Genomic DNA, 14602 nt, shown 5'->3' on the forward strand with positions numbered 1-14602 from the left:
GGCTGTTTTGTGAAATATTACTAACCCACAAATACTCTAAGCTCTTGCTATTGTCATTAAATGTATCAGTTCTTATCTTATACTAAACTTTGCTCTTGTGAGGCACTATAGCACTATAGAAAAGCAGCAAAAATTTATATGTTTTTGAAGTGTTTTTCGACTTTCACTAACCAAGATGTCCTTCTTTTAATCGAACTCGATTTAATCATATTAAAACTGAGCCAAGTGATATTTTTCATACCACTTTTTTTAAGTGTTCCCCTAATTAAGGAACGTTGAATGGCATTACTGAATATCATCCTATAAAGTGCTTTTGGGGTATTCATTGTAGTGATAACAGTTGTTTTCTTTAATCTGCTCAGTTTAGAGATCATGCCATAACCAGATTTTGTATAATCAAATGTCCCACCTGGAAAAATTACTTTATCTATGAATCCTTTCATCATTGCTGGCATTAATTCCCACCAAATAGGGAAAATAAACACTAAATTATCTGCATTTTGCAATCGATTAATATAATCAACTGCTTGGTCATCGACAGCTGAATGCCTTACAAAACCAAGAAGATCCTCTTTTTCCATAACTGGGTTAAATTTATCTTCATCGAGATTAATTAAATCAATTTCATTTTCACTGTGCTTTAGTCCACGCATGGTTGCTTCTAATATGGCATGATTGAAGCTCTTTTCATATGGATGATTATAAACTATTACTGTTTTCATGTGATATTTCTCCGTTCTGAAATGAATAAACAAAACTTAGTATATATTCATATGAATCCAACTTCATTAACATTTGTTAATTTTAATATTACTTATTTAGGCGGTTTCTTATTCGAGACAATGATACTGGTGTAATACCCAAATAAGACGCTATATAGTAATGTGGCACTTGTTTGAAAATCAATGGATTTTGTTCCGATAGTTCTATAAATCTTTGCTCAGGGTTATTTTTAATGCGAGAAAAGAAATAATTTGTATAGTCAATAAAACGACGACTTATCGCGAGGAAAAGATTTTCATATAGGTCGGGATATCTATCTAGAAGCGTAGTAAAGTCATTGTGTGAAATGAAATATATGGTTGAATTTTCAACGGCGTCAAGACTAAATTTACTAGGCTTTTGGAAATAAAAACTTTCGAATGAAGAGACGACATCGCCTGGAAAGAAAAATTGAAGAGTGATGTCTACCCCGTCATTATTATTCCAGAGTCTTAGCAAACCAGAGTCGACAAAATATATTGAATTTGATATATCTCCTTCAGATAATAATATTTCTTTTGATATAATATTCTTTGTTGAAATCATATTATGATTATTCGCAATATCAAATAATTCATTTAATTTATCATTATTGAGTTGTACCATGTTATCAAATGCTCCTAGTTATATATTGTTTAATTGTTGTTTATTAATACTAACCCAATTTTAACCAATCTGATATCTGTGTATAAAAAAGTGGTATTGCTTGTGCGCCTAAACCAATGATATGTTCATTGTATTGTTTCCGGGAAAATTAAATAAACGAATCAAAAAAATAAAATACAATAATACCTGTTATATAGACCGGTCCTATTGTATTTTTTCACGTCCCTTATTAGAATATTTTCTTGATTTTTACTCGGCACAGTTACTACATCTTTTCACAAACTATATCTGGATAGATTATGTAAAACAAGTCTAGTCGTAATAGGTTTCACCATTCTAAATGATATATACTGCTTTAAACTATCTTACACTGATTTCGATAGTTATCCAGGGGACATCGGTTTTAAAAAAAGCACAAATCGACTTGTACACCCTGTATACTTATATATAGCGTATGAAATTAAAATGGATTAAATATAAATGTATCAACTGTTGATTTGTCATGTTGATTGCCGATAGAATGATTGTGAGTTGATAGCAACCACTGATATTTTGGCCAGCGTATTTTTATATTTTAGAACACATGGCATAGATAATCTTTTACCTCCCTATTACTTATTTGTACGAAATTTAGCTTACAACATAAAAACGAATACGAAATGGACTTAGAACATGAAATCGAGACAAAACATTAATAAACCAAAAAGATATCGCTCAGCAGTACTGACTATTATATTTTTATTGCTTGGGTTAATCATTGGATTCACGGTGAATACGTTTCTCAATGGCAAAAATTCTGGTTTTCAGACTAGCCAATCATCAACAGCGACGATGGTTAAAAATTTAGAAAAGGTTGATCAACATGTCTTTTTAAATGTTGGTATCCAGGATATTGAAACAAGGCAAAACAATCTCAAAATACCTTGGACTAAAATTGGTGTACCATTAACAGAGAAGAAAGCAATCATTATTCTCAACTATGATGCCAAATTAGGCATTAAAAAACCAGTGACAATCAACTATGATGAGCAAAATAAAAAGTTAGCCATTATGGTTCCAAAATTTGATGTCATTGGGGTTGATTTGGACGCCAAAAATCCTTATCAGTTGTATGATAGCCGTGGCAATATTCTAAGTGCCACAACCAAAAATGTTGATACAGGTCGACTTGTATCTCAAGCACTTTCGAATGATAAACAAGCACATTACCTAAAAACCTATACGACAATGATTCAGGAATCAGCCCGAGACTACTACACTACTCTGTTTACCTCAACGGCAAAAGATTTATCCGTTACCGTGAATTTTGAATAGCGTTATATATTGCATGAAAAGTTTGATGATTGTAAATACATCAAACTTTTTTCGTATACAATCATTAACATACGTTGCTACTTTGAAGGCTGTCAACATGACTTATAAAGATGCAAAAGTTATAAAAAACAAAATTTCTAAAGCTTATCATTTTTCAATTCTCCTCTATTGATAAATAACTGATGTTGATTTCAAATGAAATGTAAACCATTATGTTTTGATTACTTAAAAGTCATTCGCATAATTAATTAAAGACGCGTACAATTGTATATGTTTACAAGTTGCATATTTTATATATATCGAGGGAGGATATATTTATGGCAAAAGTTGCGATTGTTACCGGTGCAGCCCAAGGAATTGGCTTGGCGATTGCACAACGTTTGTATGAAGATGATTTTAAAGTCGCGTTGGTTGACTATAAAATTGATGTGGCTCAAGTCGCTGCAGCAGATTTGGGGCCAAATGCGATTGCACTTCAAGCTGACGTTTCAAAGCGTGATGATATGTTCCGAGTTGTTCATGAAACCGTTGAAAAGTTAGGTGACCTGAACGTCCTAGTTAATAATGCCGGATTGGGTCCTACAACACCGATTGACACAATTACTGAGGAACAATTCAAACAAGTTTATGGCGTTAATGTTGGTGGCGTACTTTGGGGAACACAGGCCGCACATGAGGCGTTTAAAAAACTAGGTCACGGCGGAAAGATTATCAATGCGACATCACAAGCAGGTGTTGTTGGTAATCCCGAATTAGCACTTTACTCAGGAACAAAATTTGCAGTTCGTGGAATCACGCAAGTCACTGCACGTGATTTGGCCTCTGAAAATATTACGGTCAATGCGTACGCACCTGGAATTGTTAAAACACCAATGATGTTTGATATTGCCCATGAAGTTGGACAGAATGCTGGAAAAGATGACGATTGGGGTATGCAACAATTTGCAAAGGATATCGCATTAAAGCGTCTATCAGAACCTTCTGATGTTGCTAATGTTGTCTCATTCCTTGCAGGATCAGATTCAGATTATATTACTGGACAGACCATAATCGTTGACGGTGGTATGCAATTCCACTAGTTTTAAAATGAATTAATTTAAAAACAACCGGAGATTAGTAGTAATCAAGCCTCCGGTTGTTTTAGTTTATTTAGAAAATATTTTAAAGCTATTATTATATTTTTTAATTGCTAGTGACTCCAGAATTTAAATCATATACATTGTGAAAACCTTTAAACATAGGCTACCAACATTGAGTTTATTTTGTGGTATTGATTTTTTTCGAAGCAATAACTGAATAAGTTGGCATCCACGGTCCAGTCCACCAGCCATTAATTCCATATGTTTTTGACTTGATGTTTTCCATTCCTGCTGTGCGTAGAATATTCATGTATTCTCGCTTATTATGCCCTGTATCAACAATAATGATTTTCCCACCTGCTTCCAAGACACGAAGGGCTTCTAACAATGCATTTTTTCGATTTGAACTTGGCTTGATATTGTGAAATGCTAGACTAGATACGACTAAATTGTATGACTCATCTGAAATTGAAAGCTCACACATATCTGCTGTTTTAATGGTGATTTGTTCGGATAAGCCACTTGCTTGAACGATTTTAAGAGTATTTTCAGCACTATTATCACTTTGATCTGCACTATGCCATATATCAATTCCCATTGATTTTTTTATTCGTGATAACTTATGAGCGAGTTGTAATAAAACATTTGCGTGGCCAGTTCCCAAATCCAACACATGATATGCCGATTCAGGTAATTCTTCTTCAATGATAGATGCCCATATTTTCTTTTTGCCGATAATCGACGTATTGATAAAAATGATGCCTCCTATGATCATTAGAACACCATAAAGAATTGTCCAAAGATACCCATTATATTGATGGAACATCGCAACAAATGATAGGACAATTAGACCTGTCAATATATATAGCGTTGGAACTAATGGCGCATCTAATCCACTCTCTCTTAATTTTTTCAAACTAATACTCTCCTTTTCATTGCTGCATAACAATTTATTATAAATTTTAATAATTTAACTCAACATTCATAATTTAACTAATACCAATATAACTTCATTCTTATTCTATAATAATTGGTATTCGATAGGGCTAATATAAAATTTTTATTCATATTTTATATGTATATCTTTAACAATTTAATTTGATAAGCACTCGAAATTGAGTTTATACGCATGTTTTCTAATTGAAAAACGCTGTCTATTCTATTTGTTCTGAAACAGATGAGAATGTAGGCATAAAAAGCAGCTCTGGCTGAAACTAGCGGAAAACAAGGTGATGATTAATCTTTCTTTTTCATAAATAAAGATTATTTGTACATCACAAAAAAGGATTCAAAATGAACTGTTGAATCCTTTCAAATATTATCGATTTAATAAATCTGATTTAACTAACTTTTCTTGTTTTTCATATTTACGATACGCTAACATAATCAAAGCACCAATCAAGAAACAGACGGCTGGAACAATAATAAAGGATACTTTAATGCCGACTAAAGCCATTTCTGTCTGTATATGATTGGCAACATAACCTGTCTTGTCCATAATCATTGATGGTAAAAAACCACCTAACCCAGAGCCCATCTTGATGCAAAATGCACTTCCAATCGCTGTTAAGAATCCAGCTGAACGGATACCTGTTTTCCATTCACCATAATCGACCGTATCTGACAACATGGCAAACGGCATTGAAACTGCAATCCCTGTTCCAAGTGATGTTAGAATCCAGGTCGTAACAATTAAGGCAAAATTATTCCCTACTACGCCCATTAATAGTTGGCCAGTCGCAGCTATCCCGAACCCAAGAATTAATGTATTGCTTTTTGACAGTTTTTTGACTAAAAATGGAATTAAGGCAACACCAAGCACTTGAACAAGTACCAAGCCATTTAAAATTGACGCATAGTTTAAATGACCTAAATTATACTCTGCATAATAAATGACGGTTGACGTTCGCACTGTATTACCTAGCCAATACATAATATTAGCTAGCACAATGATGACCCATGGCCAATTACCACGCATGGCTTTAAAACTATCTTTAACGGGGATACTTTTAGTTTCCTTTGTTTCGATATTATTTTCTTTCATATTTGCAAAAGCGAACAAAAACATGAATGTACCAATGATTGAATACGCAATTGCAGTAATCATAAACCCCTTTTGATCATTACCACCACCAAAATATGCCACTAATGGTAAAGTGAATGATGCTGTGACGAAGTAGCCAATATTTCCACCTATCATTCGATATGAATTGAGTTTGATTCGTTCGTCTGAATCATTACTTAAGTTGGGTAAAATTGACGTAATCGGTGTTGAAATACCAGTGTATATGATACCTGTAATTAAATAGGTAATTAATGCATATATGACCTTACTGCTAGTACTGATGTCAGGAGTGATAAATGATAGAGCTAAAAAAATACCAAATGGAACCGCCAGCCATAGGAACCACGGACGACTTTTACCATATTTAGAATGCGTATGATCAATAATCAAACCCCAGATAGGTGCATCAAACGAATCAATGATTCGCGCAACCAATAAGATCATACCTGCCATTCCAACCGAAATACCAAAAACATCAGTATAAAAATATAATATAAAGCTAGTCAATGTGCAGTACAATAGATTCCCAGCAGTATCTGTGCTGGCATATGCCAATATGTTTTTTAAACGCAATTTTGATTGATTCATTTTTTTCCGCTCCTTTAAACTTTCTCACGATAATGTTCTCTAAAATCGCGAGGTGATAATCCCGTAACTTTTTTAAAATGATTTGAAAACGAAATATATGATTCATACCCAACAATAGTTGAAATGCTTTTTAACAATACATTACTTTTTACTAAATACTCTTTAGCGACTTCAATTCTTAAATCATCTAGCACTTCTAATGGTGTTTTTCCATAAATTTGTCTTGAAACACGGGCTAAATAATTGATATGCAAATGAAAATGACTCGAAATATCTTGATTAGTTAAATGCCGACAAATATTTTTTTCTAAATATAAATGGATTTTTTCGGCCAAAATTGTAACACGATCTTTTGTAAAGCCTTCATTTTCTATATATTTTAAGAATTTCAAAAATAATTCTTCAGTATGCCAAATTGCATCTACGTCTGTTTTTTCAGTACTACTTTGAATTTGCAGTAATAATTCGAAAATCAATTCTTGGTCGAGAATTTCAGCCTGTTTTGGTAAATGTAGCGTGTAGTTTCTCTGATGGAAATGTAAATCAGGAATTGGTAGCATCGAAGTAAAGTGTTTAGGCCGATTACTTTCTTCCCACTGGGCAGTTGTATAAATATGAATCCAAAAAAATTCAGTTTTTTCTTCACACGCCTGCCATGAGTAATGATGTTGATCAGGTAATAGAATGAACATCTCGTTTTGCTTGATTGTGTAATTTAATCCAGCTTCAGATATGAACAATTGTCCTTTTTTTACAAAAATTAAATCAAAGTACCCTAATTTGTTTCGATCAGGATGCATCTGTCCAGCTTGAAAAGAGGTTAGATTCCCTTCGATAAAGTTTGGGAACGGCGGTAAAGCAATCGAAATGATTTTTTGTTCCATAAAGCCCTCCAAATGAACAACCTATTTCAGCTCATCTTCATTAATTTTAATTTGATGATTATTATCTGTGATTCCAATTTTCTTTAGCATCGATGATTTTATTAAATAAACTTCTGCTTGGTATGGCGTAAAGCTAGTTATAATAATTTGATTATTCTGATAAGAATAAGTTCCATTAATCACCTGAAGGTCATTATCTTCATAAATAACAAAAGTTTTTTGACCGATGCCGTCAAGATATGCAACAAGTTCTTCCCCATATCCCAATCAGATGTTTTCTCATTTCCAGTAAAGAGTCTTTTGAATATGCCACCATCTTGGTGGAAGGTAGCTTGTCCAAATCGCGCACGAGACAAATCTGGCCGATTTATATGTGGGCCAGCAACTGAATATGTCGAAGCGGCCATTCCAGTCGAAATGGGTGTCGTTGCGGTTGCGTTATTGTCATAACAATACAAAATACCTGGTAGTGAGCGATAGCTTGCTTTTAAATATTCAATGTTATTATTCAACTCAAAGACCTTATACGCCGAGGCTGACGTAATTCCACCCCATAACGAATGAATCATATAGCTTAATGCTTCCCACCAGCGATCCGGATTTTGTGCTCTAAAGTCATTCGAAATACCGATGTTTGCTAGCAATAATTCGCCATACAATTCAGCGCTTTCTTTTTGTTTAGCTGAACTCATTGCGCCAGCAGTTGGGCCAAATCCAGCATTGTCATAGAAATGCTCGGTAATTGCAGCGTTATATGTTTTACTTTGACTAGCAATTCTTCGCGTTGTTTTTGTCCAAAGTTCATTTATCTTATGATATTCATCGGTTAAATGGTGCGCCTTTAATTTATTTAAAAGTGAATCAATATATAAAAAGTACACACCTAGCATTTGCGCTTCTTCTTTACCTCTGTCTGTTTCATGTAAGTCGGGATCAACACGCAATTCAAAAACGTCTGCTGCCCATTTTAAATACGTATTAGGTTGATTGATTTGTAATACGTCTTCATCAAATTCTGACAAAAGATAGAAAAGGTGTCCAATATACTCAAAATCCATACATCGGTAAAAGCTACCATATAGGAATGCAGGTGTTCTTAAATCACCATCTTGAAACCATTTCTGTTTAACATAGTGAACAGCACTTGCTTCGACTTGTTGGACTTGTTGTATATTTAATTGACCTAATAAATTCTTTTTAAGAATTAAATTTAATTTTCCTAATGACTCCCCTTGATTGGAAACTGGCGTAAACGCATATGGTACTTCACCATCTGGCCCTAAATAAGAATGAGTTGATAGATAATCAACCCTAGTTTCAAGTAGTTGATCCAATGGTGGCATTACATTCAATACAATAAAGTCTGAAGTACCATCGTCAAAAGTAAATTCGATTTTATGCTCGCCTAACTGATCTGAGACAAATGTCAACTCAAAATTGTCAGTGCCTTTTTTGACCAAATTTTGATTGAGCAGTCTTTTTGTTTGACCGTTTCTACCAGAAATACTTTTAACGGTAATTACCCGACGCTCGGCACTATCAATTTTGATATGAATTTCCTGGCCGATTATACTCAACGGATCAAACACAATGACTGGGTGATGTGCAGCTTTTGCGTTCTTGTAAAATTCATTAGTATTATCATTAACATTCATAACATACTGCCATACTTGACATTCATCAGGACCAAGGGTGATATCACTTTGGCTATATATCCAGTCGTTCGGATTATTATTTTCATCATAACCACCTGCCAATATCAATTGATGAAATAACATGCCGTCTAAGGAAGGCGATACATTCTCGAAAAATTTATTGTCATAATCACAATAAGTACCAATAGATTTTGTTTCACCTTTGATTTGATATAGTCCCAAACTCATTCCAGCATTATCACGTCTGACAAGATTAAGTTTTGTAAAGTTAGTTGAAATCGATGGGAAAACAGCTGTTGATTGATGCATATTACGTGCAACATTTTTGTCACGGAACATGATATAAGCAAACGAAATCCACACGCCAAAATAATTGACAGTCAAGGCACTGCTTGTCAGATTGATTAGCTTAATGGTCCACACTAACTGCCCTTCTTGATCCAAAAAATAATCGAATTCAACTTTTACAAGTTTTTCAATCGTGTAAATCACACTGATATTTTGATTGTTTTGCAAAATTTGAGGGCCCATTTGATAACTTTCAAACGTATTTCCATCAATCGTCAACTTAAACTGGCCGAATAATTTATTTGAATCATTGTAATCATTTTGTTTCAGATATTGATTGTCAATGACCCAATTCATATGATATTGGTCTTCTTTCATGATTAATGATTTAATGTACCCTGCTTTAGCAACTTCTAATTGTATCTTATCATTTTCAATCACTGTCATACCTCCATATTGATGACTATGAAATATATTCTAGCATTATTTTGATAGCGCTTACATTGGTAATGACAAACAAAAGTTATTCAAATTAACACAAAGTAATTTATTCGTATCCTGCGTTTAATATTTGCTTAACACCTAAACCGCTTCTGTGACTAGTCGTTTATGTGCTACAAAAAGGCCATTGTGTAGTCCACAATGACCTCTTATTATTTACATGAGTCTAGTGTTGTATTAAGCCATTAGTGCCACTCAACTTTACCAGCTTGAAAGGCATCCGCTTCCAATAATTCTGATAAGAATACGTTACCTAAAGTTTGGATATAATTTTTTTCTGCAGATAATAATACTTGTGAAATGAATTTTTTGCTCTCATTGATGTGGTTTTGGTTCTGAAAGACCTTATTTGCTAGATTTGATGGGGTAAATTGAATAACTGGGGTATCTTCAATTGCAAGTAGAATATCAGCGAGGGCTATTTCATCTGCACGTTTCAATAGTGTATAACCACCGTCTTTTGATGCATTTGACTCGATGAGCTTTGCCACGACCAATTTGCGTAACGTTTTTTTTAATGAAGAGTCAGATATGAGCAAAAGTTCGCTTAATCGAGTACTTTTAATGCTCGTATGATTTATTTGCGTCGCCAAAACGATTAAAACAAATATGCTGATTTCAAAATCTTTTGGTAATTTCATGGCAATCTCACCAAGTCATCTATTAATTGGTTAGCTAAAACTGACACCTTAATTGGTTTAAATTTTTTTGAAAATTTGCTCATGAATTTGAGAATTGGCACCATTTTAGTGATATTATCTTTTCGACCACCGCCATAGACAATCGTTGGCTCTACAACACTTAAACGTATTTCTGATGCTTGCAGCATCTCAATGATTTCAGACTTAATGTCAGTGAATGATTTAGGGCCTAATTTACCACCAATTATACCCATTGCAGATACCTGATAATGTCTGGCTAGTTGCAACATCATCTGAGCTGGCTTGACATTAATATCAATTAATTCTTTTTTATTTTTTTCGGGTCGCCCAATCAAATCAATAATATAATCAACTTTTTTTGGTAACTGTCCAATCATCTGCGCTGTATTACTCAAATCTGCTTGAATGACTTGAATTTGACGGTTGTTGAAATTGTTTACGTTGTTTCGAGAAATGATAAAGAAACTAACCTGCGGATCACGCTTTAACCATGCTCGTGTTATTTCACGTCCAATATAGCCAGTACCACCTAATAGAACGACATTTGTCATATTTAATTACTTCCTTATTTTAAATAATGCTATCCATAGAAATTATAATTCCACGGATAACGAATGTCAAATTCAAGTATATCTAAGTATGTTAATTGCCAAATCAATATATTATTAAGCATAAATGGAATCTCAACATTATTTTGTCATAAGTTGGCAGAATCCTTTTAAATTTGCTTTTCTAATCCACTTAAAGGTTTTATTTAATACGAAATATTATTTTTGTTCAATTGTCTTAAAAAGAATTTGACTCAATCAAAAAATCCGACATAACGAATCCTAGCTACAGTCATAGTAATGAATACCATTTATTTAATATTTTTCAGCGCATTCTTTGCAATTTTTTGTTGATCCGCCGTGCCTTCTTTTGCAAATCTTTCAATAATATGCCGTTTTTTTGAACGTTCCTGCATGACGCCCATACCATTGATATGGTTAATATGTTGATACGTATCGATACTATTAATTAATTCTACATAGTCATTTTTAACAATGTACAAATCAATCTGTTCGATTAGGATTTCATCAGTTGTATATTGTCGCATTGCATGCAAATCATCATTACTCAAATCAGTAACTGTGAGAACGCGATCAACGCCAAATTGTGCTAGCATCATACCTCGTAATTGTTGGTTTAGTTCCTTTGTGTTCATGGCAAAACTCCCGTTTAACGTCACGTGGACAGAATTTTACCAATTAAAAACCGCATTCGGAAATACGAACGCGGTTTAACTCGATACGTATATCCGTTTACAGTGGAGCACCTTGCCGAATCGGTAGGTTGCTGCTGGGTCAAAGTGTGTAACCACTCGCCAGCTCTTGATATTGCGATATTTAATTGATATGGGTAGTATAATTCCGCCCTGTTTTAAAGTCAATAGTGTATTGATTATATACAAAGCCTTACTTAATCCGACAAACTGCGCAGAACACTTTGTGCAATTTTGTCAGCTGTCGTATTAATATCGTATGCTTCAGTTGGTGCGAGTCTTGTCATCCGAATAAACTCAAACACAAGTTGACCAGTCATTAATCTCAAAATATCGATTGTATCTAAGTCACTATGTGCCCCTAGTTGTTCGGCTATATTTAGCATGTTATCAACAATTGGTGCGAGTTTAGTCTTTAATTGCCCAAGTAATACATCATTGACCATCAATTCGCTGACTAAAATTTTTAGTATATGACGATTGGTATAAACAAAGGCCAGACGATTGCGGATTGCTTCATTAATTGTTTGAGCGAACGATCCATTTAATGGTAATTGATGGTTAATAAAATTATCTGCATACATAGGAATCAATTGATTAATTAATGGATCAAGAACGGCATCTAATAACAATCGCTTAGTTTTGAAATATTTGAAGATGGTTGCCTCGCTCATCCCGGACTCTTGAGCAATACTAGCTGTAGACGTACCATCATACCCATATTTAGCAAATAACTTGATTGCCGCTAATAATACTTTCTGCTTGCCAGCGGGCATTTTATCATCAACCATCCACTTAGAATAATCATCTAAAATTTTTTCTGACATATACGCCCCAATCTAAAATATAATAATCTATACGCGGCGATACCGCTTTAGGCCCACAATATTAATAAAAGTTAAGCCTACTATAAATATTAGCAGAATTAACAAATCAAACCAAATGTTGGTCAATCCCTGTCCGGTCATAATTACTTGGTTTAAAGCATCACCAGCATATTTCATTGGCAAAATATTGGCAAACCACTGCAACCAATTTGCCATGCCATCTAATGAAATCAGGCCTGAAAAGAAAATCTGGGGCACGACGATGATGGGAATGAATTGCATCATCTGAAATTCCGATTTAGCAAACGTTGACATTAGGATACCAAATGACAATGCAACCAGAGCTAACAGAATATTAATTAACATAACTAGGCCTAATGCCCCAGCTACTTCGACATTTAAAATAAAGATTGTGAATGTGACAATGACGAGTGTCTGTAAAATAGCTAAAATTCCGTAGCTTAACAGATAACCTAAGACAATTTCTGAGCGTTTAACAGGTGTCGCTAAGAGTCTGGTCAATGTGCCAGTTGTACGTTCTTTTAGAAGCGCCATCCCAGAAATAAGAAAAACAAACAGGAAGACAAAGAAGCCCATTAAAATTGGTAGTATTTTATCAAAGTATGTTGTCTTGGCATTGCCATATAAATAGATATTCTTAAAAACCTTTGTCTGCGAAACATTAGCTGAATTATTATTCTTCTGACCTGCAGGTAATTGCGCTTGTAAGTTATTCATCTGATTCATAATCATAGCGGATTTTAGAACATTCTTAATGGTAGCAGTTTTTGACGGATCAATGTTAGCGTATGTCACCGTAAATTTTTTCTTATTATTGACCATATACGCATCAATTTTTTCTTGATTGATCGCTTTCTTTGCATTTGATTGGTCAGAATATTTTTTTACATGTACGCCTTTCCCCGAATTCAATTGATGAATCAATGTTTGTTCAACATTAACGGCACCGATTTGGACATTAACCTGTGAATTAGTATTAAAAACAACTTTCATCAAAGTCAGTACAAGTAAAGGTGCTAAAAACATTAACGCTAGTGTCCGTTTGTCCCGCAAAAGTTCTTTAAGGACGCGAATTGTTATTGATAAAAATCTCATCAGTTTGTCTCCTCTACTTTTAAGAATACTTCTTCGATGGAATTAACTTGATATTGTGTTTCCAGATGCTGTGGCGCATCATTTGCAATAAGGCGCCCGTCTAGTAGCAGTGCAACACGATCTGTCAATTCTGCTTCATCCATGACGTGAGTTGTCACTAGTATGGCGTGTCCTTTATCCCGCATCGATTGTAGTTCCGACCAAATTTGACGTCGAAGCGCCGGATCGATTCCCACAGTCGGTTCGTCAAGAATCAATATTTGTGGGTCACCCAGTAAGGCAATTGCAAGTGACAATCGACGTTTCATACCGCCAGAAAACTGGCTCACCATTCGATCCAAATATGGTATTAGATTAACGACCTTTGCTACTCGTGTGACTTCCGCTTGACGATTACCACGTGAAATACCCTTCATATCTGCAAAGAAGTTGAGATTCTCGCGAGCAGACAGGGTTTCATAAAGTGCATCTGACTGTGCCATATAGCCTAAATCAGCCAATACTTTTCGATTTGGCATCAATTCTGCCATGACAGTCGCATGTCCCTCGTCGGCTTTAATCATCCCAAGTGCAATATTGATGATCGTGGATTTACCTGATCCACTTGGACCAATGAGGCCTACAATTTCACCTGAATTCAGGTGAAATGAAACATTATCAAGAATAATTTGATCACTATAATGTTTATGAATATTCGTTAATTCAATCATTTGTTTTGTCATTATCAAACCCGTCTTTTTAGTGAGTGAGTAATTACTCACTAAATTGTAGCATGTTATTTGTTACATGGCCAGTAATTTGAAAAAAAATAAAAGCCATGACTTTTGTCATGGCTAAATATATAAAATTGTCATCTTATCTTAAAGTAGACTCATTCAAAAGTTGATTGTTTGAGCGCTCACTTTGACATCTAACAAATGTCTCAAGTTACTCTCCCCCTGATACATAACTTGATTGTTACTTATTATGACATTTACTAAGTTTATCGGTCGAT

The 14602-nt window shown here is 34.4% G+C and carries 14 protein-coding genes; 2 read left to right on the forward strand and 12 right to left on the reverse strand.

Going from position 1 to position 14602, the window contains the following annotated elements:
* Positions 1–134: 134 nt before the first annotated feature.
* The gene (locus tag H9L19_RS07845; RefSeq protein WP_187529098.1) at positions 135–722 is read right to left on the reverse strand and encodes an NAD(P)H-dependent oxidoreductase; all 588 of its coding nucleotides are present in this window, start codon (positions 720–722) and stop codon (positions 135–137) included.
* 88 nt (positions 723–810) lie between these two features.
* Positions 811–1368 carry a Crp/Fnr family transcriptional regulator gene (locus H9L19_RS07850; RefSeq protein WP_205160211.1) on the reverse strand — a complete coding sequence of 186 codons (558 nt, stop codon included), beginning with the start codon at positions 1366–1368 and terminating at the stop codon, positions 811–813.
* A 672-nt stretch (positions 1369–2040) separates the two neighbouring features.
* Between H9L19_RS07850 and H9L19_RS07855 the strand changes: the two genes are divergently transcribed.
* Both H9L19_RS07855 and H9L19_RS07860 read left to right on the forward strand, forming a co-directional pair.
* Positions 2041–2682 (forward strand): phosphoribosylglycinamide synthetase, encoded by a 642-nt coding sequence (locus H9L19_RS07855; RefSeq protein WP_187529099.1) that lies wholly within the window; start codon positions 2041–2043, stop codon positions 2680–2682.
* A gap of 317 nt (positions 2683–2999) precedes the next feature.
* A complete protein-coding gene (locus H9L19_RS07860) occupies positions 3000–3761 on the forward strand; it encodes a (S)-acetoin forming diacetyl reductase (protein ID WP_187529100.1) in 762 nt (253 codons plus the stop codon).
* A gap of 178 nt (positions 3762–3939) precedes the next feature.
* Here H9L19_RS07860 and H9L19_RS07865 read toward each other — a convergent pair whose 3' ends face one another.
* The 10 genes from H9L19_RS07865 to H9L19_RS07910 all read right to left on the reverse strand — a co-directional run bounded on the left by H9L19_RS07865 (position 3940) and on the right by H9L19_RS07910 (position 14330).
* On the reverse strand, positions 3940–4677 hold the full coding sequence (locus H9L19_RS07865; protein WP_187529101.1) for a class I SAM-dependent methyltransferase: 738 nt from the start codon (positions 4675–4677) through the stop codon (positions 3940–3942).
* A gap of 402 nt (positions 4678–5079) precedes the next feature.
* Positions 5080–6414 carry a glycoside-pentoside-hexuronide (GPH):cation symporter gene (locus H9L19_RS07870; RefSeq protein ID WP_187529102.1) on the reverse strand — a complete coding sequence of 445 codons (1335 nt, stop codon included), beginning with the start codon at positions 6412–6414 and terminating at the stop codon, positions 5080–5082.
* Between the two features lie 14 nt (positions 6415–6428).
* Entirely contained in the window at positions 6429–7298 is an 870-nt protein-coding gene (locus tag H9L19_RS07875) for a helix-turn-helix transcriptional regulator (protein WP_187529103.1), read from the reverse strand.
* 179 nt (positions 7299–7477) lie between these two features.
* Entirely contained in the window at positions 7478–9688 is a 2211-nt protein-coding gene (locus H9L19_RS07880; protein ID WP_243198174.1) for a hypothetical protein, read from the reverse strand.
* Between the two features lie 239 nt (positions 9689–9927).
* The gene (locus H9L19_RS07885) at positions 9928–10383 is read right to left on the reverse strand and encodes an RrF2 family transcriptional regulator (RefSeq protein WP_187529104.1); all 456 of its coding nucleotides are present in this window, start codon (positions 10381–10383) and stop codon (positions 9928–9930) included.
* Entirely contained in the window at positions 10380–10955 is a 576-nt protein-coding gene (locus tag H9L19_RS07890) for an NAD-dependent epimerase/dehydratase family protein (protein ID WP_187529105.1), read from the reverse strand. Before H9L19_RS07890 ends, H9L19_RS07885 begins: the two co-directional genes overlap by 4 nt.
* Before the next feature lie 308 nt (positions 10956–11263).
* Positions 11264–11608, reverse strand: coding sequence for a hypothetical protein (locus tag H9L19_RS07895; protein WP_187529106.1), 345 nt, complete (start codon positions 11606–11608; stop codon positions 11264–11266).
* Between the two features lie 254 nt (positions 11609–11862).
* Entirely contained in the window at positions 11863–12492 is a 630-nt protein-coding gene (locus H9L19_RS07900) for a TetR/AcrR family transcriptional regulator (RefSeq protein ID WP_187529107.1), read from the reverse strand.
* A gap of 27 nt (positions 12493–12519) precedes the next feature.
* Positions 12520–13608, reverse strand: coding sequence for an ABC transporter permease (locus tag H9L19_RS07905; RefSeq protein ID WP_187529108.1), 1089 nt, complete (start codon positions 13606–13608; stop codon positions 12520–12522).
* On the reverse strand, positions 13608–14330 hold the full coding sequence (locus tag H9L19_RS07910) for an ABC transporter ATP-binding protein (RefSeq protein WP_187529109.1): 723 nt from the start codon (positions 14328–14330) through the stop codon (positions 13608–13610). Before H9L19_RS07910 ends, H9L19_RS07905 begins: the two co-directional genes overlap by 1 nt.
* Positions 14331–14602 lie beyond the last annotated feature (272 nt).

The sequence above is a fragment of the Weissella diestrammenae genome, from assembly GCF_014397255.1.
In the GTDB taxonomy this organism is placed as follows: domain Bacteria; phylum Bacillota; class Bacilli; order Lactobacillales; family Lactobacillaceae; genus Weissella; species Weissella diestrammenae.

What these genes read in the sequence shown, in the direction of transcription:
- H9L19_RS07845 (WP_187529098.1), bottom strand. Translation starts at nt 722, where the DNA reads ATGAAAACAGTAATAGTTTATAATCATCCATATGAAAAGAGCTTCAAT.
- H9L19_RS07850 (WP_205160211.1), bottom strand. Translation starts at nt 1,368, where the DNA reads ATGGTACAACTCAATAATGATAAATTAAATGAATTATTTGATATTGCG.
- H9L19_RS07855 (WP_187529099.1), top strand. Translation starts at nt 2,041, where the DNA reads ATGAAATCGAGACAAAACATTAATAAACCAAAAAGATATCGCTCAGCA.
- H9L19_RS07860 (WP_187529100.1), top strand. Translation starts at nt 3,000, where the DNA reads ATGGCAAAAGTTGCGATTGTTACCGGTGCAGCCCAAGGAATTGGCTTG.
- H9L19_RS07870 (WP_187529102.1), bottom strand. Translation starts at nt 6,414, where the DNA reads ATGAATCAATCAAAATTGCGTTTAAAAAACATATTGGCATATGCCAGC.
- H9L19_RS07875 (WP_187529103.1), bottom strand. Translation starts at nt 7,298, where the DNA reads ATGGAACAAAAAATCATTTCGATTGCTTTACCGCCGTTCCCAAACTTT.
- H9L19_RS07880 (WP_243198174.1), bottom strand. Translation starts at nt 9,688, where the DNA reads ATGACAGTGATTGAAAATGATAAGATACAATTAGAAGTTGCTAAAGCA.
- H9L19_RS07885 (WP_187529104.1), bottom strand. Translation starts at nt 10,383, where the DNA reads ATGAAATTACCAAAAGATTTTGAAATCAGCATATTTGTTTTAATCGTT.
- H9L19_RS07890 (WP_187529105.1), bottom strand. Translation starts at nt 10,955, where the DNA reads ATGACAAATGTCGTTCTATTAGGTGGTACTGGCTATATTGGACGTGAA.
- H9L19_RS07895 (WP_187529106.1), bottom strand. Translation starts at nt 11,608, where the DNA reads ATGAACACAAAGGAACTAAACCAACAATTACGAGGTATGATGCTAGCA.
- H9L19_RS07900 (WP_187529107.1), bottom strand. Translation starts at nt 12,492, where the DNA reads ATGTCAGAAAAAATTTTAGATGATTATTCTAAGTGGATGGTTGATGAT.
- H9L19_RS07905 (WP_187529108.1), bottom strand. Translation starts at nt 13,608, where the DNA reads ATGAGATTTTTATCAATAACAATTCGCGTCCTTAAAGAACTTTTGCGG.
- H9L19_RS07910 (WP_187529109.1), bottom strand. Translation starts at nt 14,330, where the DNA reads ATGACAAAACAAATGATTGAATTAACGAATATTCATAAACATTATAGT.